Origin of the sequence: Bacillus sp. AF62 (assembly GCF_050312695.1) — a bacterium.
Classification (GTDB): domain Bacteria; phylum Bacillota; class Bacilli; order Bacillales; family Bacillaceae_G; genus Bacillus_A; species Bacillus_A cereus.
The window spans coordinates 350394-377038 of sequence record NZ_JBNPJZ010000058.1 but is presented as its reverse complement, the minus strand read 5'-3'; the positions used below and the strand labels follow the sequence as shown (position 1 = coordinate 377038).

Genomic DNA, 26645 nt, shown 5'->3' with positions numbered 1-26645 from the left:
CGCTATCTATTGCATGTTCAGCTAGTTTTTCTGATTCATAACATTGCATATTTATTTTAGTTTTGCAACACCCTCTTAAAAGAAAAAAGGTTTGTTTTAGAAAGTGGTGTCTAAACATTAAATGGAGTAGGACTAAATTCACGGCCGCTCATTAAAAAGCTTTTAATTAGGAGAAGTCTGTTTTTATAATGAATAATGAAAAGAAAGTTTGGTACAATTGTTTGTTTTTTTCTTTTTATGTGTTTGCCTCGTACCCTTTTAAGCTAGTGGACATACTTTACTAATAGAAAGGATTAGGGGGTGAGGTATTGGGTTCTCGATTTAATAATTGTAAAAAGAAGTGTACATGTAAACAAGATGATTGTTGGGAAGTATTCGAAGAGTGTAAAAAAGAACAGCATGAGAAATGTGATAATTCTTGTGTACAAGGAATTAGAGATGAACTTAAGAAATTAATTAATCGAACAGTTCAAATTAATACAGAGGGACGTACTTATGTAGGTACTGTTTCGTCTGTAAGTTGTGATGTAGTTAGGCTTGCGGCTATTCCTGGATCGGTTGGAGTAATTATTTCCATTTGCAAAATTGAAGCAATTTTCCCACCGGTTACAACGGTTACTGCTGACTTTGATTTTAATGGTATTGATGTAGCAAACAAAGCATAATTATGCTGCTTTTTTGTAAAGCCATTCACATGAATGGCTTTATTTTAATTTTATATAAAAGGAGAATATATTCTTTATATAGAAATAAGTTTGAGGTTATAAAGCATGATGTACGAAAGGAGCAAGGAAGTGATTAAACTAGAAAGCTTTAAGAAATCTGATTTTAAACAATTAATAAATTGGATTAATTCCGAAGAATTTCTAATACAATGGTCAGGAAATGCATTCACATTTCCTTTAGACGAACAGCAATTAGAGAAGTATATAGAAAGTGCAAATACACTCGCTTTCAAAGTGGTAGATGAAGAGACTTCAGACGTTATTGGACATATTTCGCTTGGGCAAATAGATAATATTAATAAGTCCGCTAGAATTGGAAAAGTATTAGTTGGTAATACGAAGATGAGAGGACGTTCTATAGGAAAACATATGATGAAAGCAGTACTTCATATTGCTTTTGACGAATTAAAACTACATAGAGTAACTCTTGGTGTGTATGATTTTAATACATCGGCCATTTCATGTTACGAAAAAATAGGGTTTGTAAAAGAAGGCTTATTAAGAGAGTCAAAAAGAGTAGGAGAAACGTATTGGAATTTATGGGAAATGAGTATATTAGAATATGAATGGAAGAAGTAGCAGCGATAGTAATTTATAATTATATTATGTTAACAAAGGGGCTTGGTGGGTATAGTGGATAATAAAACAAAAATAATTTCAATTGCAGCTGTTTCGGGGGGAGGTAAAACTACAATTACAGAAAGATTAAAGCATAAGTTTAAAAACTCAAAAGCTCTATATTTTGATAGTTATACATTTGATAACTCTCCTGCTGATATTTGTAAATGGATTGATGATGGGGCGAATTACGACGAGTGGGTATTAACACCATTAATTCATGATATTGAGCAACTTATACAAAATAATACCTTAGACTATATTATTGTAGATTATCCTTTTGCATACTTAAATAGTGAGATGCGAAAATTCATTGATGTAACTATATTTATTGATACGCCTTTAGATATTGCGATGGCTAGAAGGATTTTGCGAGATTTTAAGGAAGGTACAATAGATGAAATACATAATGATTTGGAACATTACATGACATATGCGAGAAAAGCTTATTTAGAGGCAATTCATACTGTTAAGCCGAATTCAGATATCATATTGGATGGTTCTTTATCTGTAAGTGAAATAATTAATCACGCTGTAGAGGAACTTGGCCGAAGAGAAGTGATTGTCAATGGTTAAATGTATAATAGATGCTGTTAGGTGGATAATTGAAGTAAGAGAGAGATAAATGTGTACACTTTATTTCAATATAATTGGCAAGTAAGAGATGATTGGTTTAAGTGGTGTGAACAACTTTCAGAGGAAGATTTACTTTGCAAACTGGGGGTATGTTAAAAACATGATTTCATATTGTAGATGTAGAGTATAGTTGGATTAGTGTTCTTCAAGGATAAGAAGATAGAGAACCGCAATTTAAAGATTATCAATCGATTCAAAAAGTGAAAGCGTTATCTGATTTATATAAATGAGAACTTGAAGTTTTTTTGCAGTCATAATCATCTAGCCTAGAATGCTAGCACACTTAAAATAAGCCGTATAAAAAGTTAATCATTGGTGCTTTGATTATATAATGTCGGCGAAATAAATAGTGTGAAGGACAGCTATTCTAACAAGTATTTTATGTAACGTTCGTATATTTAAATTTTCTTGTAATTAATCGAATTCTAATTTTTTAGAAACGGATAATGAGGTATGGGTGTTGATCTTTTTTATTGAATAAAATGGATTGATTTTTCGGATTTTCATTACAATATAAAAATTAAAATTTTGTTAGTTGTTAAAAAAAAGATGAGAAAAAAATAGAAAAAGAGGGCTAATGCCCGCTTTTTCTTTTAATTTGGTAATTAATCACAGATTGGTATCCCAAGCACTCTTAGAGCTAATGCTACTTGAAGGGAAATCTCTAATCTAGCAATTTCAATACCAGCTACTGAAAGAACTAAAAAAGGTTGTCCGTTTACAAATATAACGCAACTATCCATAGTTAAGCCTCCTTTCTAGTAATCTACTATAGTATATGAGTAGAACTTTAAAGTGTAATAGTTCAATTGTTGGATTTAATAGAATTAATAGATTAACCTATTTAAACTAAACAAACGAACACAACGAAAGGAAACAGAGATGGATGTATGCCTCAAAAAACATAGGTTTTAAGACATGTAATATGATATGAAATTTATCATATTGGTCAGCTATCTATATGGGCGAGAGAGTTAAACTTGCAACCAGTTTCAGCAAATTTACTTGGAAGAGGATGATAGAATTAAAAACCGACTTGCATCTCAAGCGCAAGTCGGTTATATATATAAGAAGATTTCTTAATTGAAATCCTCGGATTTTTTTTGACGTATATGTAAAAACATTAAGGTGGTAATGATTAAAAAAATCATTATAGTTTGTATAATTAAATTTTTAAACTGAAGCAATATTGTCCAAGATGTAAGGGCGTCTTTAAAAGCTTGGAGTGCAGAGTACGAGGAAGGATCAAAACCATACTGGAGCAACTTTTTTGTTTCAATAAATGAAATGTTTTCTTCATCTGCATCTAATATTACTGAAATTAGTCTAGTATCTCCAAGTTTTGCTGTACTGACGAAACTATAATTACCGTTAGTTGAAAAACTAGTTTGTAAGCCATCAACACCTTGAAGTTTAATGTTTTCATTAAGGGAATATATCATTTTATTCGTATTGAAAACCTGGGAATCTTTGAAGGTAAATTGGTAAGAGGTTAGTTTCGTAATATTCAATACATCTGGAAAATCTTTTACTAATCGTGCTGCTAGTTTAGCTGCGTCTATTGCTGTTGTAGTTGATTGTTTATTTGTATCATGATTAATTCCAGTAGAGTTTAGAAATGGAGATGGTTGTAATAACTTTAGTTCTTTTGCTTTTTTATTCATTAATACTGTAAAGTTATCTTCATTTCCAGCAATGTGTTCTGCTAGGGCGAGTGCAGAACGATTATTCCCTGCCAGTAGCAATGCATGAAGTAAATCACGAACCGTTGTTTTATCATTCGATGTTACTTGTATAGGGCTTGTTTCTACTCGGAAAACTTCGTTACTTATTTGTACGAAGTCATCTAACTGTATTTTTCTATCATTTAGTTGTTCCAATACGATATATTCCGTCATTAATTTAGATAAAGTAGCTGATTGTACTGGGGTTTCTTCATTTTTTTTATAAACAATTTCACCTGAATTAGCATTTATTAAAATAGCTGATTTAGCTTGAATAATCGGACCATTTACATAAAGATAAAAATATAAAACGATAAGTGCAGTAATGAAAAAAGATAATAATAAAATAGCGAATTTTTTTAAGAATTGCATAAGTGATCCTCCTATTATGACATCAATAATAGTATTGTAAAAAGGAATGCTTAATTAGGAAGAAAGAAAAGGTAAAGAATTTCTAAAGAATTATAAAGGATTATTAAATTTAGGGAAATAATAGAAAAAGTTCAATTTCTTATATGATAAGAAATTGAACTTTTTATTTGTAATATTAACATTTGTATGGAAGTAGTTTTACAGTGAATGTTGTTTTTTCGTCATCACTATATACTTCAATTGTTCCTTTATGCAACTCGACTATACTTTTTGCAATTGCTAATCCAAGTCCAGATCCACCAGTGTTTGTAGAGCGAGATTTCTCAACGCGGTAAAAACGTTCAAAAATATGAGGTAAATCCGTACTAGGAATAGGTTGTCCGTAATTTGTTATATCAATTGTAATCATATTATTGCTTTCATAAGCAGTAAGGTCAATATAGCGACCTTCGCTTCCATAAGCGATAGCGTTTATAATAAGATTTTCAAACACACGCACTAATTTGTCACCATCAGCTAATACCATAAGCTTTTGAGACGGGAAAGAAGGCCGACATTCTATATTAGCTTCTTGAACCTGTATGCGGAATTGAACAGTTAATTGTCCAAGTAACTCTACAATATCAATAGGAACAGAATACAAGCTTAATTCTTTATTTTGAACACGTGTATATTCGAACAAGTCATTCATTAATGCATTAAGACGAGTTACTTTATCGTAAATGACTTGAATATAGTATCGCAATTCCACTTCATCTCTATAATTATCATGATGGATTAAATTTACGTATCCAACTATAGAAGTAAGGGGGGTGCGTAAGTCATGTGATACATTTGTAATAAGTTCACTTTTTGCTTGTTCCGCTTGTCTTTCTTCATCAATGGAGACTTTTAATTGTTCAACAATTTCATTGACCCCGATTGCTAATTCTTCTAGATAATTATGATTTACAATAGAAACTTTATGATTGAAGTTTCCATTTGCAATATAACGAATTTCTTCTATCATTTTTTTTATACAAGTTTCATAATAAAGTTTTTTCTCGTGACGATAAAAAATGTAAAGATAGGATGAAAAAATAGAAAATAAAAACAAATAAGATACAATCATCATCCATAAAGACTCTTTAATCCCTTTATACTTTTCATAACCAAAAATTCGAATGAATTCTTTACCGAGTTCAGTTAGAGTAAGTGAACTCTCAATTACACTCGTAACGAGGCGATAAATAATTAGTTCAGTAATAGGAGTGAGTGTGATAGCTAATAAAAGCCAAAAAATAAGTTTCCATTTAGGAATATCTTTTAATATATCAAATGCTTCATTTCTCAATTTTATAGCCAACTCCCCAAACAGTATGAATCAATTTTTCTCCATTCATTACTGTTTCAAGTTTATCTCGTAAGTTGCTAATATGGACCATTACCGTCTTATTTGAACCATAACCATCTTCATTCCAAACGCGTTCGAAAATTTCTTCTGAACTAAATACTCTTCCTGTATTACTCGCAAGTAAATATAAAATATCGAATTCAATAGAGGTTAGTTTAATATACTCTCCATTTACTTTAACTGTATGATTATGTTTGTGTATTTCAACAGAGCGAATACGAATAATACCATCTTCATTCTTTTGCGAAGTAGCATTTTGGAAAGAGGATCTTCGTAATAAAGCTTTCACTCTAGCTACTAATTCTAATGGATTGAATGGTTTGATCATATAATCATCGGCACCTGTCATAAGGCCTAATATTTTATCCATATCTTCTGCTTTTGCACTCAGCATTAGAATTGGTACAGTATTATTTTCACGTACTTCCTGACAAACTTCTAATCCGTTTCGTTTTGGCATCATAATATCCAAAATCATAAGGTCAACTTCATATGTAGAAACCTTTTGCAATGCTTCATCGCCATCATAAGCTTTATAAATGTTATAGCCTTCATTTCGCAAATAAACAGCAAGTAATTCAACAATTTCTTTATCATCATCAATAATTAATATGTTTTTATTCATTGTGTAGTTCCTTTCCTTACAAATCATCAACATTACTATAATATCAAACATTTATGTACTTGTAGCGATGATTCTGTATAAAATTTCATGTAACGTATTAAAAAGGAGTAAAAAGATTAATATCGAATATAAAATAAAAAGGATATTTAAATTCTACATTATAATGGAAGTTAGTTATAAGGGGGATTTTCTATGTTATGTAATGATATATATTTATTTACTCCAACTGGAAAAATAGACAATGATATTAAAGCTTTTCTACTAAAATATAATAAAGAGTTTACATATAAACATTCAATTCGTGTGGCAAATGAGGCAAAAAAGATTGCAGAAAAGTTTCACGTAGATAAAGAAAAAGCAGCAATTGCAGGATATTTACATGATATTAGTGGCATCTTTCCGAACGAGGAGCGGATTGCAGTTGCTGAAGAATTTGGGGTAGAAATAGTGGAAGCAGAAAGAAAATTTCCTATGATTATTCATCAAAAATTATCGAGAGTAATCGCAAAAGAAATATTTAAAGTAGAAGATGAAGAAATTTTAAATGCAATTTGTTGCCATACAACGTTGCGTAAACATGCAACGAAAATGGATTTAGTATTATTTGTTGCAGATAAAATAGAATGGGATCAAAACGGGACACCACCATATTTAATAGAAATAAAAAAAGGATTGGAAAAATCTTTGGAAAAAGCAGCTTTTGTATATATTTCATATTTGTGGGAAAGGAAAGATACATTGAAAGTTATACATCCGTGGCTAGAAGAAGCATACTGGGATTTAAAAGGAATTTTACAGTAGAAAGGACAAGGAAATGCAATTAAAAGAATATATGAATCAAACATTTCCAGGAGTTACATTAGGACCCTACTTATATTCTCAGTGGGGAAATCATTTACATTTTGATTTCGGAAAAGATAAATATCAAATTGTAGAAGGAACCAACGATTTAAATATGGAATACTTTTCTCAACTATATACATATAATAAATTCTTATTTGAAGACATATTTTCAAAAGAAGATGTAGTGTTTGTAGTGACAAATGTTTATAGATTTAAAAAGGAAAACATAAAAACTCCACAGAAAATAAATGTATACAATAAATATATTAAGAAAAGAGATTTAAGATTTCATATAAGACAAGAAACGTTACCGTTTCTATTTGAAGATGAAGAAGCAGATTTATATTGTACATATCATTTTTCTTTAAAATGTCTTGCGGAAGATATTAAGTATGAATTGCTTATACAAGCTGCTAATCACGAGGATTTCTCTGCTCTGTATCCTCGATTTGGACGAAAAAAAGAAATTTCTTATCCAGATGTATTTCTCATAAATGCAACGAAAGATATTGTCATGTTTATGTGTGATGATAGAGGATGTGAAGTAATTGCGAAGAATAAAGAAATAATACGAGATTTATATAAGAAATACAAAGAATGGATTCCAGATTATGAACGAGAAAGTATAGATAACTTATTTAAATGACAATAGGGGAAGTGAAGCGTGTAATGAAACGTATTGCAATAGTATCTGCATGGGAACCAGAACTGACGTATTTGCATCAACATTATCCGAGTGAACGTGTTGAAAAAAGAGCAGCTTGGGAATTTCATTTTCATACTATTAATGAGCTGGAAATTATATCAGTTGTTACTGGTGTTGGTAAAGTAAGCTGCGCTAGTTGTGTACAATTGTTAATTAGTGAGTTTCAGCCAGATGAGTTGTTTATGACAGGAATATGCGGAAGTTTATCAAACAAGGTGAAAAACGGTCATATTGTAGTGGCACTAAACGCAATACAACACGATGTTACTGCGGCTGGCTCAGGGGAAGATGTTTTTAATTTATATAACGGTAGAACAGCACCTATTGAAACAACAAAATCACTTGTAAGAAGAATAAAAAAAATACGATCATATGATCCAATACATTTCGGTACATTTTTATCCGGAGATCAACGTATTCGTAGTTCAGAAATGAGATATTTACTCCATACCGTATATGGAGCATTGGCAGTTGATCAAGAAGTGGCAGCTTTCGCCTATGTATGCCAAATAAATAAAAAACCATTTCTATGTTTAAAAGCTGCTTCAGATCAAGCAAATGATAAAACGAAAGAAGAACAAAAAATCTTTAAAATGCTAGCATGCGAAAGAGCATGTGAGCATTTAATTGCTTTTTTGCGTGTTTATGAGATTAATGTAGTAAATAATAGATAGTTTGTTATAAAACAAATTAATAGTGGGTTATATGTAGGGAAATGTTCGTTCATTTCAAATTAAGAGCTGAAATTTATAATAGATGGAATATATTATATGGGTACATGTTGCGGTTAATACAAGCAATTGGAGGGCAATTTTATATGATTCAATATAAAAGATGTAGTGAAGTAAATATTGATTTAGTATATGAAGCTTTTAAAGATGGATTTTCCGATTATATTATTAAGATGGAAGTTTCAAAAGGTGATTTTATACACCGTTTTTTGGGACCAGAAGGTAATTTGCTAGAACATTCTTTTCTTGCTTTAGACGGTGACAAATCAGTTGGCGTAATATTAGGTGGTATAAAGGATTATGAAAGTATAAAGACTATGCGCTGTGGAACATTAGCGGTTCATCCTAATTACCGCGGTATTGGTGTGAGTCAAAAATTATTTGAACTGCATAAAGAAGAGGCGATTCAACATGGATGTAAGCAACTTTTTCTCGAAGTCATTGTAGGAAACGACCGAGCGATTCATTTTTATAATAAGTTGGGCTATGAAAAAGTGTACGATCTTTCTTATTATAATTTAAATGATTTGACTAAAATAATGAATAAAGATTGTAAGGATATTGAAGTAAAACAATTAGAATTTCCAACTTTTAAAGATGAAATTCAGAAATGGTTAAACTTCCATATAAATTGGCAAAATGATGTTGATTATATCGAAAAAACAAATAATGTATTTTATGGTGCATATGTCACTAATGACTTAAAAGGCTCTCTATGTGTAAATGAACAAGGTAAAATTAGTTTTATTTTCGTAGATAAAGATTATAGAAATATTGGTGTTGGGATGAAATTATTAGAAGTAGCAAGAGAAGAATTACATTTATCAAGTTTATCAATTGGGTTTCCTAACAATAATTTACTGGAGGGTTTTTTAAAGAAATGTAGATTTGAAAAGAATTCTTTAGCACAATATGAAATGTATTTATTACTCTAAGAGCGGAAAGATTTATTCTTTTTGCTTTTTATTTTGCTGTTATGTTGGTAAATGCTCCGTAACTATAATTTATAATGCGAGGGAGTTTGTTTATCCTTAAGTTATTTTTTTAATTGTCAATTTCATACTAATAATTTTCTTTGTATAATATTCTAATTTTATGTAGAATAGATACGATGGGAGGGGATGAAATGAATAATGGATTAAAGTTTAAGATTTTTGAATTGCATTGTCTCGTTCAAAAGACTTATTCTGATATTAAAATGGCATGTGATATTGCTATTTATCAAGAAAACACTTCTAAATATTTAATTTCATTAGGATTTTTAAATAAATCATATATGACTTATATAGAAGCAAAAAGATTCTATCGCGAAAATGAAGAGCTTGTAAGTGTAGAATTTGATAATTTCTTTGATATGTATGATAAATTAGAAAACGAATTAAAACAAGTTATTTCAACTGAAGATAAAAATCCTTCATCGCTACATAGCAGACTTGATCAGTTTCAGCAGAAAGTTGAAAATATAAATGACCTAATAAAAGTATTGCAAAATGCTCGTTAATGAATGCTTTTTTCTTTTTGTATAGAAATTATGTATTAAAAACATTTTAGGGATATTACATATTGAAGAGGTGGCTTTTGTAGATTACAAAAGTCATCTTTTTATGTTAGGAATAGATTGTATACATTTTAGCAGTTTCATATAAATAATAGAAATTTATACGAGGTAAATATCATGGGAAATAAAAAAGAAATAGCTATAGTTGCATTAACAACAGGATTCGTTTTAACAAGTGTAACACCATATGGAGTAGGTCATGCAGAGGAACCTGGTCAAATGCAAGTTGAAATTCAAGAGGGTTCGTTCCGTACAGGTGATCTGACACAACCATCAAAAAAGGCACCAGAGAATGTAGTGAAAGATGCACTTAAGGAAAATACGGAGCATGCTTTGTCTCCAAAACAAGTTAGTGCAGAAACAGGAGTAGATTACAAGGTTCTTCAAAAACGTGGTTCTTATGATGGAACTACACTTGTGCGCATGCAACAAATATATGAAGGAAAAGAAGTATATGGCCACCAGTTGACTGCTCACGTAGATAAAAAAGGTATTATTAAAAGCATTTCAGGAGCTAGCGCACAAAATTTAACACAAGAAGATTTAAAGAAACCTATTAATTTATCAAAAGAAGAAGCAAAACAATATATTTATAAAAAGTACGGAAACGATACTAAATTTATTTCTGAGCCAGAAGTTAAGGCAGTTATTTTTGTTGATGAAAATCATGGGCAGGCTAGCAATGCATATCAAGTTACATTTGCTGCTACAACACCAAATTATGTATCTGGAACTTATTTAGTGAATGCTCATAATGGTGAAATGTTAAAAGATATGGTACAAGAATCAAGTTTGAAAATAAGTGAAGAGTATGTTGAATCCGTTAAGGAAAATAAAACTAGCAATTTTACATCATTAACTGGAACAGGAAAAGATGATTTAGGCGTAACTCGTACATTTGGTATTTCTAAACAGACCAGTGGGAATTATGCGCTTACTGATTACACAAGAGGACAAGGAATTGAGACATATGATGTAAATTATAGAGATATTACAAATGAAGAAAGTTATTATCCTGGTATACTAGCAACTAGTGTTTCAACAACATTTAATGATCCAAAGGCGGTAAGCGCTCATTTCTTAGCAACAAAGGTATACGATTTTTATAAAGAAAAATATAAGCGTAATAGTTTTGATAATAAAGGAAAAAAAGTAGTTTCAGTTGTACATGCATGGGATTCTGGAGGAACAAATGATCCTGAAAATTGGGAGAATGCATTTAGTACTAATATTAATAACATTAGTATGCTTTTATATGGAGATCCTATGGTAAAAGCATTCGATATAGCGGGTCATGAATTTACACATGCAGTTACATCAAGCGAATCTAACCTTGAATTTTCAGGAGAATCTGGGGCGATTAACGAGGCATTATCTGATATTATGGGAACGGCTATAGAGAAATACATAAATAATGGGGAATTTAACTGGACAATAGGAGAACAAACTGGATTGACTTTTCGTAATATGAAAAATCCAACTGCAATTAATTTTTCAGAAGGACTACCGTATCCTGATGATTATAGTAAATATAATGATTTAAATGGAGAGGATTATGGAGGCGTTCATTTTAACTCAAGTATTATTAATAAAGTTGCGTATTTAATTGCACAAGGTGGTACTCATAACGGTGTAAATGTAAATGGTATTGGTGAAGATAAAATGTTTGATATTTTCTATTATGCAAATACTGATGAATTAAACATGACTTCTAATTTCTCTGAATTGAGATTGGCATGCCTTAAAGTCGCAGCTAATAAATATGGAACGAACTCAATTGAAGTTCAAGCAATCCAAAATGCTTTTGATGCGGCAAAAATTACAGGAACAGTGAAAGAAAACGAAAAAGCAGTAGAAAACCAAGCTCCAGAGTTAACTGTACCGATTACCATTACACTACGTGTAGGAGATACGTTTGATCCAATGAGAAATGTAAAAGCTGTTGATAAGGAAGATGGTGATTTAACAAATAAAGTAAAGCATAAAGGCGATGTAGATACTTCAAAATCAGGTACATACATTATGGAATACATGGTTGTTGATTCTCAAGGGCGGAATGCAACAGCAACACAGACTGTAATTGTAGAGAAAAATGGAGAAACATCAGATTTAGAACCTAAATTAACAGTGCCTGTTGGAGCGACAATTCATGTAGGAGATTCATTTGTTCCAATGGCAGAAGTATTAGCTATCGATAAAGAAGACGGTGATCTCACTTCTAAAATCAAAGTTGATGGTGAAGTAGATACATCTAAAGCCGGTACTTACATATTAACGTACACGGTTACAGATTCTAAAGGTCATGAAGTAACGGCGAAGCAAACTGTAACGGTCAAAGTTAGAGAAGAAGTTAAAAATGATAAACCAATACTAAAAGTACCTGCTACAACTTCAATTACTGAGGGTGATCAATTTGATCCGTTGGTAGGAGTATCAGCTACTGACAAAGAAGACGGTGACCTTACTTCTAAAGTAGCGTATGAAGGAACTATAGATACAACTAAAGCTGGTACTTATGAAATAATATATAGTGTAAGAGATTCCGTGGGTAATGAGGTAAATACAATACAAAAAGTATTAGTGAAAGATAAAGAAACTAGCAAACCTAATGGTCTTGCTAATAAGACAAATAACAATAATATCTCAAATAACAGTAATACCGATAAAAAAGAATATACATATAAGGAGCTGCCAAAGACGGGTGTAAGTACAACTAACAGTGCAGCAATCGGCATATTGATGATTATTGCAGGTACAGTACTCACTTTGATTCGCAAATTTAGAAAGATACAAAAATAATAGTAGGGATTATTCGTTTGAAGAAAAGAGTTGAGTATTCAAAAGAAATAAAGTAGAAAGTAAATAAAACGAAATATGGATTTTTTACTTATTAAGATTTTAATAGTTAAGCGGTACATTTGGCTTTTATAAAAATTTGCAGTTGGATACTATTCTGTCTACAGAACTATATTACATATAAAACACGTTACTATTCTTTTATTTTAATGAGAATAGTAACGTGTTTTTTGATTTGAAAATAGCATAAATCCTATAGCTCATGAATATAGGAGTACTTCTAATTTGCCATTGATAAGTTACTGAAAACACTTTGTTTTAATGGAAGTGTCACTCTAAATGACAACATGAGATTTTCGGTATTTACCAGGTGTTTCATTGGTGAATTTTTTAAAAATTTTAGTGAAATAACTTTGATCGCTAAAATTAAGCGAAGCGCATATGTCTGATAAGGGATAGGTAGTGAAAGTTAATAATTTCTTTGCTTCCTCGATTCGTTCACGTTGAATGTACTCAATTAATGAAATACCGACTTCTTTTTTAAATAATATAGATAAATAATCTGAATTCACATTTGCAAATTTAGCAAGTTGTTTAACAGATATTGGATTGTAAATGTTTTTAAAAATGTAGTTTTTGCAAATAGCAATAGTCTGTGAATGTTGCTGTGTTTTTTGTACCTTTACACGGTCTGCAAAGGTACAAAAAGCATTTTTTAATAAATCCCAAACAGATTCTTTGTCTTTTAAATCTTCTGTTCTTTGAATATGTAAATCATAAATTTTGTAAGCAATCCCAGATGGAAGTCCCCCTTTTATCGCATATCTAGTAGCGAGCGTGATGGATGAAATACAAATGTTTTTATGACGTCTTAATTGATGGAATGAAGATAAAGATGAAAGAGTCTCTTGTTGGAATTCGTAATAATATTTGAGTACGGTTTCTTTATCCCCGTTTTCTATAGAACCAAGTAGTTGCTGCTCTATATATAAATTATGATAAATGGATTCGTCTTTTTGCATTGAAATATATACATCTTCGTTTAAGATTCTGCTATGACTTATATGAAGTGAGTCACTGTTATTTGAAAATGTGCTTACATCTGAATTTTTTTTATAGAGAATGTTATAGAACAATATTGCTATATTTACAAAGAAATTTTGATCTTTGACTGACAATGAAAAATAATGGTCTCTTGTTCTTTTATAATTTGGAATAAAATTAAGTTTACTATCCGCTTTACTTGTAGAAAAATTTACATGTGCCAAGGGCCCAATAATAACAGTACCGTTCACCATATAATCGCTCTTTATGTGAATTAAAATAAAGTGCCCTAGATGTTCGTGAGTTCTGAAGATGGGGGAATTATATGTATCATTTCTCTGAAAAAGCACATGTAACTGTTCTATTTTTGATGTATACAACGAATGTGAATCATTTTTTGATGTGAATTCTAAAAGAATATTTTTGTTACAATCTAAAAAACAAACTGGAATTTCAAAAGATTGGAAAAACATATTGCAAATGTACTCTATCTCAACTAGACTGAGCTTTTTAGTCATATTCTTCCTCCTTACAGTTATGCGTAATAGTTAAATAAACATATATTCCTTTTTTCATAAGTAGAAACGGAAAACCTTTATTAATAAAAATATAAATAAAAGTTATAAACTTCTAAGAATAATACCATAATTTAACATGAATAGCACATATTATTTGAATATACAGGTAATAGTTTTGGACAGTAGCGTAAAATATGATTCGTCACACTTATTTGTTGGTTATTACTTATATGTATTAAAAAATGATTAAGATTGGATTTTAAATAGGGATAGGAAGTGAGAAGTTAATAGATTGACAATAAGTGACTAGTCGAAATTAGTAGTGAAAGCTATTATGTAACAAATGTAATGATTCTTGAAATAGGGATATAAGTGTAATTTAGGGGAGAAAATTACATATATCATGTGGAGAGACAACGTAATAATAGAAGATAAGAAAAGTGAATAAGTGATTGTAAACAATGGATTGTTGGACGACTATGTTTTATGTTATTCGTTTAAATCTGATACTTGGCACACTATTGCTTTTAAGAAGGTAATAGTAATAAAGAGATTTTTAAAATGATAGAAGTAGTAAAGGGGATAAGAGAAATGAAAAAAATATTTAGTGTGCTTTTAGTGTTTGTCTTAACATTTTCTACATGGTCTAGTGTATTAGTAAAGGCGGATTCACCATCTAAAGGTACTTTAACGATTCATAAGTATGAACAAGAAAAAGATGGAGCGCAGGGACTAGAAGGTGACGGTTCTGCAAATCAAGAGGTGCCAAAAGATGCGAAACCATTAAAAGGTGTAACGTTTGAAGTAAAAAGGGTTGCTTCTTTTGAAAAAATTTCAAACGATGGGAAAATCGTAAAAGAAGACGTGAAACCTGTAATGGGAGCCACTCCAAATCAAGTAGTAACAGATGATAACGGACAAGCTGTATTAAAAGATCTTCCGCTAGGACGTTATGAGGTGAAAGAAGTGGCAGGACCTCCACATGTGAATCTAAATCCCAATACGTATACAGTGGATATTCCATTAATGAATAAAGAGGGTAAGGTGCTAAACTATGATGTTCACATGTATCCAAAAAATGAGATTAAACGTGGTGCAGTGGATTTAATAAAAAATGGTGTAAATGAAAAAGCATTAGCAGGTGCAGTATTCTCTTTATTTAAAAAAGACGGTACAGAAGTGAAAAAAGAGTTAGCAACAGATGCTAATGGTCATATTCGCGTGCAAGGATTGGAGTATGGAGAATACTATTTCCAAGAAACAAAAGCTCCGAAAGGCTATGTAATAGATCCAACTAAACGTGAGTTTTTTGTTAAGAACTCCGGAACAATTAATGAAGATGGAACTATTACTTCTGGTACAGTAGTTAAATTAGAAGTGAAAAACTATGAAGAACCAACAATTGATAAAAAGATTAACGGAAAATTGGAAGCGTTACCAATCAATCCGTTAACTAATTATAATTATGATATTAAAACATTAATTCCAGAAGACATTAAGGAATACAAAAAATATGTGGTAACAGATACTTTGGATAATCGTTTAGTGATTCAAGGAAAGCCAATCGTGAAAATTGATGGAGCAGAAGTAAATACAAGCATTGTAGAGGTAGCTATAGAAGGTCAAAAAGTAACAGCTACAGTAAAAGATTTCACAAAATTAGATGGTAAAAAAGAATTTCATTTGCAAATTAAATCTCAAGTAAAAGAAGGAGTACCATCTGGTTCGGAAATTTTAAATACAGCAAAAATTGATTTTACAAATAAAAATGATGTAATTGGAGAAAAGGAATCTAAACCTGTAGTTGTTGTTCCAACAACTGGAATAATTGAGTTAACAAAAATTGATGTTGCTAATAAGAATAAATTAAAAGGTGCAGAGTTTGTACTTAAAGATAAAAATGGAAAAATAGTTGTTGTAGCAGGAAAAGAAGTAACAGGTGTATCAGATGAAAATGGTGTTATTAAATGGTCTAACATTCCATATGGAGACTATCAAATTTTCGAAACGAAAGCTCCAACATATACAAAAGAAGATGGTACAAAAGCTTCTTATCAATTATTAAAAGATCCCATTGATGTAAAGATTAGCGAAAATAATCAAACGGTTAAATTAACGATTGAAAATAATAAAAGTGGATGGGTTCTTCCGGTAACGGGTGGCATAGGAACGACTCTTTTTACTGTAATAGGTCTTACGTTAATGGTTACAGCGGCATTTGTTTTCTTTAGAAAAAAGTTTGCTAATAATTAAGATTTTAGGAACATGTAACTATGGGAAAAGGGGAGAAGCAAAATGCTTCCCTCTTTTCGATATTTAAGCATATACAGAGGTGGAAATATGAAACGAAATCTTGTTTTGGGAGGTATTTTTTTATTTGGATTAGGTGTTTTTTTATATCCTACTATTAGTAATTGGTTGGCGACTCGTGCACATTATTCTGAGATTAGCTCTTACGATAAGAAGATCAAAGCGCTACAAAAGAAAGAAGTCGAACGTAGGGAAAAAGAAGCAGCCGAATATAATAAACAAGTTCACACTTCCACGAAAACATTTACTGATCCATATTCTGAAAAAAAAAGTAATCATCAAGCATATGCTGATGCGTTAAATTTAGGAGATGTAATGGGGTATATTGAAATATCGAAAATTAATATAAAACTGCCAATCTATCAAGGGACATCTGAGGAAGTATTGAGCCGTGGGATAGGTCATTTAGATTTTTCTTCGCTCCCGATAGGTGGAGAAAATACGCACACTATTTTAACAGGTCATCGTGGTTTACCATCAGCAAAATTATTTACAGATTTAGATAAGTTGAGCGAAGGAGATCTCTTTTATATTCATTCTTTAGACAAAGTTCTTGCTTATAAAGTAGATCAAATTAAAGTAGTGTTACCACACGAAACGGACGATCTACAAATTGTAGAAAATAAAGATTATACAACTTTAATTACGTGTACGCCTTATGGAGTAAACACCAATAGATTGCTAGTTCGAGGTGTGCGTGTGGAGTTAAACGAGAAAGAAAAACAAAAAGTGAGTACAGAGATATTTATATTTAATAAGTGGACTGTAATAGTTCCAATCCTATTGTTATGTGTGTTTCTAGTCGTAATTTATAAGAAAAGGTTAACTCGATAGAATGTATTTATTTATCCTGCATTAATGGGAAGTGGGACCGGAAATTCAGAGATAAGTAAAGAAAGTATATAAAGTATATAAAAGATGAAGTAAATTCTCATTGATGAATATGTCATTTTATTCGACTATAGAAAAAATACGATAAAGGTGGGAACAAAGGAATTGAGGCTACGATTAAAGCTGGTAAGTATTCATTTTATTGTTTTGTTAATGTTAAGTGTAAGTTTTGTCGTATATGTACCAAAAGAAGCATATGGATCCACGACAAACTTAGAAGGTCTAGGTGATATATCGCGTTATAATGCTGTTGTCTTTGGTAACCATAAAGCAATAGGTGGCGACATTGAAGGAGCAATTGCAGTTCAAGGTGATATGGATGCATCGGGGTATACGATTGTAGGTGCTGCAGCGGGAACATCTAATATAGTAGGTGAAAAATGGGTTGATGAGGGATATCCGTCCTTGTTATTGTCTGGAAAATTTAAGAAATCAAGAGAAGAATCTTTTATCATTCAAAACGGAATAGTCGTAATGACAAAAGAGAGTGATCCAGATCGCATCATACAATCCTCTTATGATCGTATCGTTTATAAAGAAAAACTAGAAATTGACGCGAAATTTAATGAATTTCGCAATATAGTGAACCAAGTCAGTAAAAATGCAGGTCAATATAAAACGAATACCCCAATTCCAAATATGAGTCATGGAATCGGAAAAGATATAAACAATCCTAATATTTATGTTTCATCAGAATTGACAGGGGAAATTAATTTAGATATAAGAGATGTATTTTTACCAAATGCTAAGGACAAAGATTTTATTGTTATGTATTCGGATGTAACAGAGGTTACATTTAAAAATGGGTCTATTCTATATGACACGAACAATATTGGAAGGGCTACAGATATAGTTCCTACATCACAACCATATTCTCCTAATTCCCCGTTTACTGAGCTATACGGGAAAGTGATTTGGGTTTTTCCAAATGCGAAAAAAATTACAACAGAGGGATATGGTGTCGTTGGGAGTGTGTTTGCCCCAAATGCTGTATTAGAAACAAAAGGCGGCTCGATTAATGGACAAGCATTTGTCGGCGCGGTACAACAAACTGGTGGATTTGAATTTCACAATTTTAAATTTAACTGGCAACATTGGAACAAGCCTAGTACTGGAAAAGTAAAAATAAAAAAAGTTGATAGTAATAATGATAATAAAAAATTGGTGGGAGCAAAGTTTCATATAGAAGATTCAAAAGGAAAAGTAGTTGGAGAGTTAATAACAGATGAAAAAGGAGAAATGATATCAAAGGACTTACCAATAGGAAACTATACCTTAGTGGAAGTAGAAGCACCTAAAGGTTACGAATTATTAAAAGAAAAAATAACTGTAAAAATAGAAAAAGATGCAGTAGTAGAAATTAAAATAGGAAATAAGAAATTGCCAGATCCAATGGGGAAAATGAAGCTTGTGAAAGTAGACATAAGTGATAAAAATAAAAAGCTAGCAGGAGCAAAGTTTAAAATTGAAGATTCAAAAGGAAAAATAGTTGGAGAACTAGTAACAAATGAAGAAGGAGAAGTAATATCAAAAGACTTACCAATAGGAAAATATATCGTAGTGGAAATAGAAGCGCCTAAAGGTTATGAATTATTAAAAGATAAAATAGCTGTAAAAATAGAAAAAGATACAGTAGTAGAAATTAAAATAGGAAATAAGAAATTGCCAGATCCGACTGGGCAATTTGAAATTGAAAAAGTTGATGATAAGGATAGTGAATTAAAGCTAAAAGGCGCTGTATTTCAAGTGTTAGATAAAGAAGGGAAAGAAGGTAGTAGATTAATAACGGATGAAAAAGGAAAGGTAATTTCCAACCAATTAGCAATTGGAAAGTATACGATTAAAGAAATGAAAGCACCGAACGGATACACGTTACTTAGAGATCCAATAGAAATAGAAATTACAGAAGCAGTAAAGACACAAAAAATAACAGTGAAAAATACGAAGAATAATTGGGTAATTCCTAATACTGGTGGGAGCGGAACAACAATTTTTTACGTAATTGGTATTATGCTAATGTTTGCTGTGCTATATTTCTGTAAGAAAAATCGTATATTATGAACTAATTTTATAGAGTTAGACAGATCGTTGCGTTAGAGAGTTTTTAGGACATGAGTTCGGTATTGTACTGGACTCATGTTACTAAATTTGTTGAAGGAGGAAGGATAATAGTAAACATAGAATATATTAATGAATTAAAATATTTAAGAGGTGAACATGGTGGCGATAAAACAAGACGAAATTAAAGTAGTTGTCGGAGCTGGAGTGTTTAATAATAATCCAGGTTGGATTCAAACGCAAGAAGATGAACTTAACTTACTAGATAAAGCTACGTGGGAAAAAAGATTTGAATACAACTCTATTTCAGCTATTTTAGCTGAGCATGTATGGGAACACCTTACTTTTGAAGAAGGTGTAAGAGCAGCTGAAATTTGTTATGAATTTTTAAAACCATCTGGTCATATTCGGTGCGGAGTCCCTGATGCATTCTTTCAGGATGAGGCATATCAAAATATAGTTCAAATAGGGGGCCCCGGTCCGAAAGATCATCCAGCAGCAAGTCATAAAATCGTTCATAATTATACAACATTAACGAAAATGTTTGAAACTGCTGGATTCGAGGTAGTTTTACTTGAATATTGTGACGAAAATGGTCGGTTTTATTACAACGAATGGGATGCAAACGACGGTGTTATTTTCCGTTCGAAAAGGTATGATTCTAGAAATAAAGGCGATAAACTTGGTTTTCCATCGCTAATTGTCGATGCGATTAAGCGCTAATCATTCAACAAAAAAAGGAGTTAATCCTATGATTTCATAAGTCGCAAATGCGGCTTTTTTATTTGTACGTAAATCTATATTTAATTTTCAATATTATATAACTCGATTTAGAAAATATTTAAGTTTTTCTCAGCACCATTCACTTTAAATTAACACTTCGTTGACATAAATATTTATTTTATATTTATATTCGTGTAAAATGGAATGAGAACATATATTCTATATAAGGAGGCAATCAAAATGATAGCTGAAATTAGGAAACTAACTGATGGATATATTGTAAAATTTGAACGCCAATTTCCATATACGGCAGAAGAAGTTTGGTCTGTATTAACAGAAAACAGTAAGCTGAAAAAATGGATGTCCAATTTACAGATTGAGAGCCTTAATACGGGTGGAATAATAAAGTTCGACATGATGGACGGTTCATTCATAAACATTGATATTTTAGAGTGTCAATTAAACTCAGTACTTGAATTTACTTAGGATAAAGATCGTGTCCGATTTGAAATACATAAAGAGGAAAATGGTACTCTTTTACTTCTTAAAGAATACATTCATGAATTAACAGATCATACACCGAGAGATATAGCTGGTTGGCATGTTTGTTTAAATCTTTTTTCTTCCGTTTTAGAGGGAGAAGAGAAAGAATTTTCTAAAGATGAATGGCAACAATGGTTTGAAATATACAAGGTAAGATTCATGAAGTGAGAGGATAATTGTGTAATGGGTGATATTTATTATATGATTATTATATTATAAAAATGCTTTTGTGAATAAATAAGGATAGAGGTTAATATGAAAGTAAATCAATTAATTGCTAATAACATAAATCAATTAGATGCAACTATACCGTTTAATAAATCATTTGGAATTGCTGGGTTATCTGGATCGGGTAAAACAACTTTTTGCCAAACAATTGGTGAAGAGTCAAAAAAACGATTAGTTTCTTTATTGCCAAAGGCTGAATATCAATATTTATTTCCTAACATTATGGAAACAAATTTTAGTGCTATTAAGATGGAAGAAATGCCTTTAGTACTTTTTCTAGGAAAATCATCGATTTCGTCTAATCCGCGTTCAACGATTGGTACTCATACTGGTGTTTTTACAGCGGTTCGGGAAAAACTTGCTGAAGTATTTAATCTTTCTCCAGAGGTCTTTTCATTTAATAATCAATTAGGCTGGTGTACTAGTTGTAAAGGCCGTGGTACTACAAAAAATGTTGAGTGTAAAAAATGTAAGGGAAAACGTTATAGTGAAGAAATTGAACAGTATGAAATTGATTTGTTGGACAAGCCACATTCAATCTCAAATATTAATGATTTAAGTGTTGAATCTATTCTTTCACTAGCAAAAGAATTAAATATTAGTGAAGAAAAACAGCATATACTGCAAAATATTATTAATATGAACATTGGTTATTTAACATTAAATCGAATTATGGGTACGTTGTCAGGTGGAGAGTTAACACGACTTTATTTGGCTGAATTCATGGCAGTAAGTGAAAATGCTGTAATTATTATTGATGAGATTTCAGTTGGACTTGATCATGAAACTTTATTACAAATTTTAGAAGAGATTAAACGACTAGGGTGTAAAAATCAAATTTGGCTTATTGATCATTCAGATACGGTACTAGATACAACTGATGAGCAATTGTTCTTTGGACCTGGTAGCGGAAAATATGGCGGGAAAATTGTGAAAGAATCACCAAGACCAAAGTCAATACTGTGGGATCGAAATAAAGAAATACCAACAGAATATTATACATTCTATGATTTATATTGCCGTAATATCCAAATGGCTGAGTTTCAAATTCCTAAAAACAGGCTTGTAACAGTTACAGGAGAATCGGGATGTGGGAAATCTACACTTGTCAATGAATGTCTAGCTACAGATTTTTTGAAACGATATCCAAAAGATAAATTAGTTATGGTAGGACAAGACCGAAATCAATCGATTACAAGTCGATCAACTGTAGCAACTTTCCTAGATATTAAAAAGAAACTCACAAAGTATAGTGAAGACATTGATGATATTTTTGAGCGCTCGATTGAGGATATTATTGATGAACTTCCAAATGAAGATATCGCTTATAAACGTTTGAGTCTACTAATTAAATTAGGGCTTGGCTATTTAACATTAGAGAGAAAAACACAAACATTATCGACAGGTGAGTTTCAATGTGTTCATTTAGTTTCGGAATTATTTGCAAACACTAGAAATCCACATACATTATTTATTTTTGATGAGCCTTCAAAAGGTTTATCACAAAATATTTTAAATCAATTTATCGATAGTATTAGAGGTATTCTGCAAGATGAATCAGTTTCGATCATTATGATTGAGCATAATCGTTACATGTTAGAAAGTTCTGATTATATAGTTGATTTTGGAAAAAGGCAGAATGAATCTATAGAGCATTTGGATGTTGTCAATCATGAGGATTACTATCGTCAAAAAAGTAATGTGAATAGAACAGAGAAAATACACATCTCTTCAATGCTTAAGCAGAAAAAAGGGGTTCACTATTTAGAAGAAAATCATATTAACTATTTTAAAAATGCCGAAAATATTTATAAGGGCGGTATTTTAAAAAGTTTATCATCAATGGCTAGGTTAATTTATGGTGAATATGAATCTAATACAATCGCATCTGTTATTGCTATTGATCTTGAAAGACATTTATATAGTCAATATAGTTTCTTATATGAGATTGGTGGATTAATTAATCATATTGTAGCTGCTCATCCAATTAATAAAGATACGAGAAGTTTTGATTTCTATTCACAGGACAATCATTGTCCATCTTGTTCTGGACGTCTTCAAATTGAAGTTTTTGATAAAGATATTGCCATTCAAGATAAAAGTGTTCCATTTTGGGATGGGCTATTCGATCCAGAAATCATGAAGGTATTAAAATTTTATCAGCATGAAAAAATAGAATTTCTATTCGAAGAAATAAAAAATGAGATTGGTCACGATTTGTCAAAGAGCTATAATGATATGTCAGAAGAAGAAAAGCATACGTTTTGGTACGGATATTTTGAAAAATCATTTTATGATAAAAAAGGAAAGACACGCAGAACATGGGTAGGATTTAATACAATTATTGGTGGATATATTGTTATTTCAAAAGCACCTATTAAAGAAGAAATTAAGAGTTCAAAAAAAATGATGAAATGTCCAATTTGTGAGGGGACGGTTTTAAATCATCATAAACCACTTAAATTTGGTAATATAGATATTCGTGAAATAATCAATCAGCCTATTAATAAAGTATTGAAAACAGTTGGTGATTTACCGGCACTTGTTAAATTGAAGTCTATTGTTGGTGGCGATATGGTATTGACGGAAGATGCTTCTTTATTGCCAAGAAAAGCACAAGTTGCATTGAAAATGTTCGAATTAGAACAAGCAAGCTTTTCAAACTATGAAATGGTGTTACAAAATGTCTTACCATTCTGGGGCGAAATAAAAGGAAATATCGAATCCATTAGTGTTAATAATCAGGTAACTGTTTGTGATTTCCCTAATGTTTATGAAACGAGAGAAACCATTATAGATAAGTATTTCACAAATGGTAAATATAAAAAACTTACGTATGTATATGAAGCATTTGGATACAAAAAATTAGTTACCCAAATTAATAAAATTAAAAAAAGTAATCCATGTCCATTTTGTAAAGGTAAGAAAGTGATAACCGAAGATAATCTACATGATGGTGTCTTTAAACTAACAATTCCATGTGTAACTTGTAATGCAAGTGGTATTAATGACGAAGGGTTAAAAGAAGTTGTCGAGGGCGTGGATGTACAAACGTGGTTTACTGGAAAAGTAAGTGATGTTGTGAATGAAAGCTTATTAACAGAAGCTGTTGGACAAATACCAATTTTTAATCGCATACGTGAGTTGAATAAACGAGATATGATGGCGGTTTATGAATGTCTTGAGAAAAATAACTAGTGGATTGTTAATTGCAGTAGTCATAAAAACAGTAGGGTTTTAATTATGTAAATATAACATGTTAAATTGTTATTTAAACCATTAAAAATAGTTGACCCTCACATAATGTCATTGTTTATGATGAAGTTGAGCTTCAAAGTAGATGTAACTTATAGGAGGAAATCATGTTTAAAATAGGGGATTTTTCGAAACTATCTTCCATTAGTATACGTATGTTGAGACACTACGATAAAGTGGAATTATTACAACCAGTAAAAGTCGATGAGCAGAGTGGATATCGATTTTATTCAGCTGACCAATTAAAAAAAGTAAATCAAATTCAAACATTAAAAGCTATGGGGTTTAATATTGCTACCATCAAAGAAATAATAGAATGCGATAATATAGACACCATAAAAGAGCAATTTTTAAATCGTAGTGCTCAAATTAAAGAAGACATGAATAACCTCCAAAAACAATTACGTCTTCTCGAAGACTCAATGAAAACGATGAGAGAGGATGTTGTTGAGATGAATTATCATGTTTCAATAAAAGAAATTCCAGAAAGAACTGTAGCTAGTGTTAGAAAGGTTATTCCATCGTATAATTGCGAAGGTGATTTATGGAGTGTATTAATGCAAGAAATTCAAATGAAAAATATTAGTATTGCCCAACCGAGTTATAGTATTGCGGTTTTCCATGATCGTGAATACAAAGAAAATGATGTAGATATAGAAATACAGCTAAGTATTCTAGGTAAGCACGAAAATACAAAAGACGTTACATTTAAAAATATGAAATCAACTAATGTAGCTTCTATAACAGTTAATGGAAGTTATGAACAGATGACAGCTGTAAATGAGGCTGCAGCAAAATGGATTGAGACAGAGGGTTACAAATTAGCAGGCCCGATGTTTAATATTTATCATGTGAGCCCAGCGATGGAATCCGATCCTAATAAGTGGGTTACAGAAGTTTGTTATCCAATAAACAAATAAGTAATAAAAAAAGGCATGTTTTATGCCTTTTTTATTTTATTAATATCTCAAAATATATAATTTTTCCTCTTTACAATTTTCGTATCGGACTATATAAGGCAATAAAGACTTCAATTATTTTAGTAAAAGCAGCTAAAGCAAATATAAATACAGGATTGTAGGCTGAAATAATTCCACCTACTAATGCCCCCAATGGCATAGATAATCGTGTAAGTACACGAGAAAAACCTAAAACACGTCCTTGCAAATTGGATGGAACAGTTTCCTGCCGAATTGATGTAACAATCGTATTCCATGTGATATTACATGTCATCGCGATTCCGAAAGCAATTCCGGGAGCAAGCCAATATGTACTCCACAAAGCAAATGTTAACCCAAGCGCTCCCAAAAATAGGAGTAAAGGAATAAGTACACCACGTCGAAATTTCTTTTCTAAAGGAACGGCAATTAAGCTTCCTAAAAGCCCACCTATTCCTATTAAAGTATAATTATAGCCACTTTGTGCGGAGGTAAGATTTAATGTCGACAATAAATAATACATAAGTATACCTAAAACAGCACTTGCTCCAAAGTTACCTACCATTGCTTGAAGTGACAAAGCTATATTTAACCGATCATTTTTGAGCCATTTAAATCCATCAAACAAATCATTTAGTACATTTTGCAATGTATTTTTATCAGTATTCTTTTTATTTAAGTTTTTCATAGAAGGTAATATAATCACAGCAATTAATGTAGCAATAAATGAAAGAACATTAATCCAAAGTACTTGAAAGCCACCAATAAAAGATATGAAAAGCCCAGCTATGATTGGACCAAACAAACTAGCCATTTGATATAAAGAATTAGCCTTCGTTAATGATGCACCTGCGATGTGTGGAATGACTGTAACAGTTGTTACATCAAAAAGCATGGACATAACTGCTAAGATAAAAGTAATTACGTATAAATGCCAGACTTCTAATAGATGTAATGCATGTAGAATTGGTATGAGACTTACTAAAATAATATTGGTAATATCTGATATCAAAAGTAACTTTTTTCGATCATATCGATCAACTAGTACACCAACTAAAGGGCCAAATAAAACGATTGGCAATACGTTAACAGCAAATAAAGAACTCATAATTACAGCTGAACCAGTTAATTGATAGGCAATCCAAGGCAGTGCAAAAGTATATAGTGAATCCCCGATTCGTGAAATGAGTAAACCAAAAATAAAAATCTTGTATTCTTTTGAAAAAATTGTCTCGACAGTTAATCTTCGTTCTTGTACAAATTTCACAATTGTATGAACCACCTTTAGTAAAGAGGAATTTTAAAATAAGCCTTCCAATACGTATTAAATATAGAATTCTGTAAGAAGTTGTTGAATCCTACTTTATAATATTGATTTTATATAAAATTGTAGGGAATAGAAATTAGGGC

At 31.2% G+C, this 26645-nt stretch carries 21 protein-coding genes and 3 pseudogenes; 18 read left to right on the top strand and 6 right to left on the bottom strand.

The window, feature by feature from the left end; all coding sequences use genetic code 11:
- Positions 1-308: 308 nt before the first annotated feature.
- The 4 genes and pseudogenes from ACQRBL_RS13945 to ACQRBL_RS13930 form a co-directional block, all read left to right on the top strand.
- Positions 309-665: a hypothetical protein gene (locus tag ACQRBL_RS13945; RefSeq protein ID WP_000535577.1), complete on the top strand. Its 357-nt coding sequence runs from the start codon at positions 309-311 to the stop codon at positions 663-665.
- A gap of 105 nt (positions 666-770) precedes the next feature.
- Complete coding sequence (locus ACQRBL_RS13940) at positions 771-1304, top strand: GNAT family N-acetyltransferase (protein WP_141520797.1); 534 nt, start codon at positions 771-773, stop codon at positions 1302-1304.
- Between the two features lie 45 nt (positions 1305-1349).
- Positions 1350-1919, top strand: coding sequence for an AAA family ATPase (locus ACQRBL_RS13935; protein WP_000513268.1), 570 nt, complete (start codon positions 1350-1352; stop codon positions 1917-1919).
- A gap of 51 nt (positions 1920-1970) precedes the next feature.
- Positions 1971-2206, top strand: a pseudogene (locus ACQRBL_RS13930) (DinB family protein); the annotation flags it as partial.
- 378 nt (positions 2207-2584) lie between these two features.
- On the opposite strand, the gene ACQRBL_RS13925 reads toward ACQRBL_RS13930, so the two are convergent.
- Positions 2585-2722 carry a DUF3956 domain-containing protein gene (locus ACQRBL_RS13925; RefSeq protein ID WP_411995498.1) on the bottom strand — a complete coding sequence of 46 codons (138 nt, stop codon included), beginning with the start codon at positions 2720-2722 and terminating at the stop codon, positions 2585-2587.
- 165 nt (positions 2723-2887) lie between these two features.
- Here ACQRBL_RS13925 and ACQRBL_RS13920 point away from each other — a divergent pair.
- Positions 2888-2998 (top strand): annotated as a pseudogene (locus ACQRBL_RS13920) (DinB family protein); the annotation flags it as partial.
- 60 nt (positions 2999-3058) lie between these two features.
- Here ACQRBL_RS13920 and ACQRBL_RS13915 read toward each other — a convergent pair.
- The 3 genes from ACQRBL_RS13915 to ACQRBL_RS13905 form a co-directional block, all read right to left on the bottom strand.
- Positions 3059-4075 (bottom strand): D-alanyl-D-alanine carboxypeptidase family protein, encoded by a 1017-nt coding sequence (locus ACQRBL_RS13915; protein WP_023522009.1) that lies wholly within the window; start codon positions 4073-4075, stop codon positions 3059-3061.
- 175 nt (positions 4076-4250) lie between these two features.
- Positions 4251-5408 (bottom strand): sensor histidine kinase, encoded by a 1158-nt coding sequence (locus tag ACQRBL_RS13910; protein WP_001243312.1) that lies wholly within the window; start codon positions 5406-5408, stop codon positions 4251-4253.
- A complete protein-coding gene (locus tag ACQRBL_RS13905) occupies positions 5398-6093 on the bottom strand; it encodes a response regulator transcription factor (RefSeq protein ID WP_001038809.1) in 696 nt (231 codons plus the stop codon). The genes ACQRBL_RS13910 and ACQRBL_RS13905 overlap by 11 nt, the downstream gene beginning before the upstream one ends.
- A gap of 192 nt (positions 6094-6285) precedes the next feature.
- On the opposite strand from ACQRBL_RS13905, the gene yqeK reads away from it, so the two are divergent.
- From yqeK to ACQRBL_RS13875, 6 genes are all read left to right on the top strand, one after another.
- Positions 6286-6894 carry a bis(5'-nucleosyl)-tetraphosphatase (symmetrical) YqeK gene (yqeK, locus tag ACQRBL_RS13900; RefSeq protein ID WP_023522010.1) on the top strand — a complete coding sequence of 203 codons (609 nt, stop codon included), beginning with the start codon at positions 6286-6288 and terminating at the stop codon, positions 6892-6894.
- 13 nt (positions 6895-6907) lie between these two features.
- Complete coding sequence (locus ACQRBL_RS13895; protein ID WP_043924663.1) at positions 6908-7582, top strand: DUF3885 domain-containing protein; 675 nt, start codon at positions 6908-6910, stop codon at positions 7580-7582.
- Positions 7579-8316: a 5'-methylthioadenosine/S-adenosylhomocysteine nucleosidase gene (mtnN, locus tag ACQRBL_RS13890; protein ID WP_000151939.1), complete on the top strand. Its 738-nt coding sequence runs from the start codon at positions 7579-7581 to the stop codon at positions 8314-8316. Before ACQRBL_RS13895 ends, mtnN begins: the two co-directional genes overlap by 4 nt.
- 143 nt (positions 8317-8459) lie before the next feature.
- On the top strand, positions 8460-9308 hold the full coding sequence (locus ACQRBL_RS13885; RefSeq protein ID WP_000617068.1) for a GNAT family N-acetyltransferase: 849 nt from the start codon (positions 8460-8462) through the stop codon (positions 9306-9308).
- A gap of 191 nt (positions 9309-9499) precedes the next feature.
- Positions 9500-9874, top strand: coding sequence for a hypothetical protein (locus tag ACQRBL_RS13880; RefSeq protein WP_001059026.1), 375 nt, complete (start codon positions 9500-9502; stop codon positions 9872-9874).
- A gap of 174 nt (positions 9875-10048) precedes the next feature.
- The gene (locus ACQRBL_RS13875; RefSeq protein WP_411995499.1) at positions 10049-12730 is read left to right on the top strand and encodes a M4 family metallopeptidase; all 2682 of its coding nucleotides are present in this window, start codon (positions 10049-10051) and stop codon (positions 12728-12730) included.
- A 332-nt stretch (positions 12731-13062) separates the two neighbouring features.
- On the opposite strand, the gene ACQRBL_RS13870 is transcribed toward ACQRBL_RS13875, so the two are convergent.
- Positions 13063-14289, bottom strand: a complete 1227-nt coding sequence (locus ACQRBL_RS13870; RefSeq protein WP_411995500.1) for a helix-turn-helix transcriptional regulator — start codon at positions 14287-14289, stop codon at positions 13063-13065.
- Between the two features lie 591 nt (positions 14290-14880).
- Here ACQRBL_RS13870 and ACQRBL_RS13865 point away from each other — a divergent pair.
- From ACQRBL_RS13865 to ACQRBL_RS13835, 7 genes and pseudogenes are all read left to right on the top strand, one after another.
- A complete protein-coding gene (locus tag ACQRBL_RS13865; RefSeq protein WP_411995501.1) occupies positions 14881-16542 on the top strand; it encodes a SpaA isopeptide-forming pilin-related protein in 1662 nt (553 codons plus the stop codon).
- A gap of 87 nt (positions 16543-16629) precedes the next feature.
- Positions 16630-17433 (top strand): class C sortase, encoded by an 804-nt coding sequence (locus ACQRBL_RS13860; protein WP_098564069.1) that lies wholly within the window; start codon positions 16630-16632, stop codon positions 17431-17433.
- A 162-nt stretch (positions 17434-17595) separates the two neighbouring features.
- Positions 17596-19551, top strand: a complete 1956-nt coding sequence (locus ACQRBL_RS13855; RefSeq protein ID WP_427734732.1) for a SpaA isopeptide-forming pilin-related protein — start codon at positions 17596-17598, stop codon at positions 19549-19551.
- Between the two features lie 156 nt (positions 19552-19707).
- Positions 19708-20271, top strand: coding sequence for a class I SAM-dependent methyltransferase (locus tag ACQRBL_RS13850; protein WP_140157204.1), 564 nt, complete (start codon positions 19708-19710; stop codon positions 20269-20271).
- Between the two features lie 240 nt (positions 20272-20511).
- Positions 20512-20990 (top strand): annotated as a pseudogene (locus ACQRBL_RS13845) (SRPBCC family protein).
- A gap of 79 nt (positions 20991-21069) precedes the next feature.
- Positions 21070-24240, top strand: a complete 3171-nt coding sequence (locus ACQRBL_RS13840; protein ID WP_411995503.1) for an ATP-binding cassette domain-containing protein — start codon at positions 21070-21072, stop codon at positions 24238-24240.
- Between the two features lie 164 nt (positions 24241-24404).
- Positions 24405-25217 carry a MerR family transcriptional regulator gene (locus ACQRBL_RS13835; RefSeq protein WP_097961651.1) on the top strand — a complete coding sequence of 271 codons (813 nt, stop codon included), beginning with the start codon at positions 24405-24407 and terminating at the stop codon, positions 25215-25217.
- Between the two features lie 70 nt (positions 25218-25287).
- Here the strand turns inward: ACQRBL_RS13835 and ACQRBL_RS13830 are convergent, their stop codons facing one another.
- Entirely contained in the window at positions 25288-26502 is a 1215-nt protein-coding gene (locus tag ACQRBL_RS13830; protein ID WP_411995504.1) for an MFS transporter, read from the bottom strand.
- Positions 26503-26645: the final 143 nt, after the last annotated feature.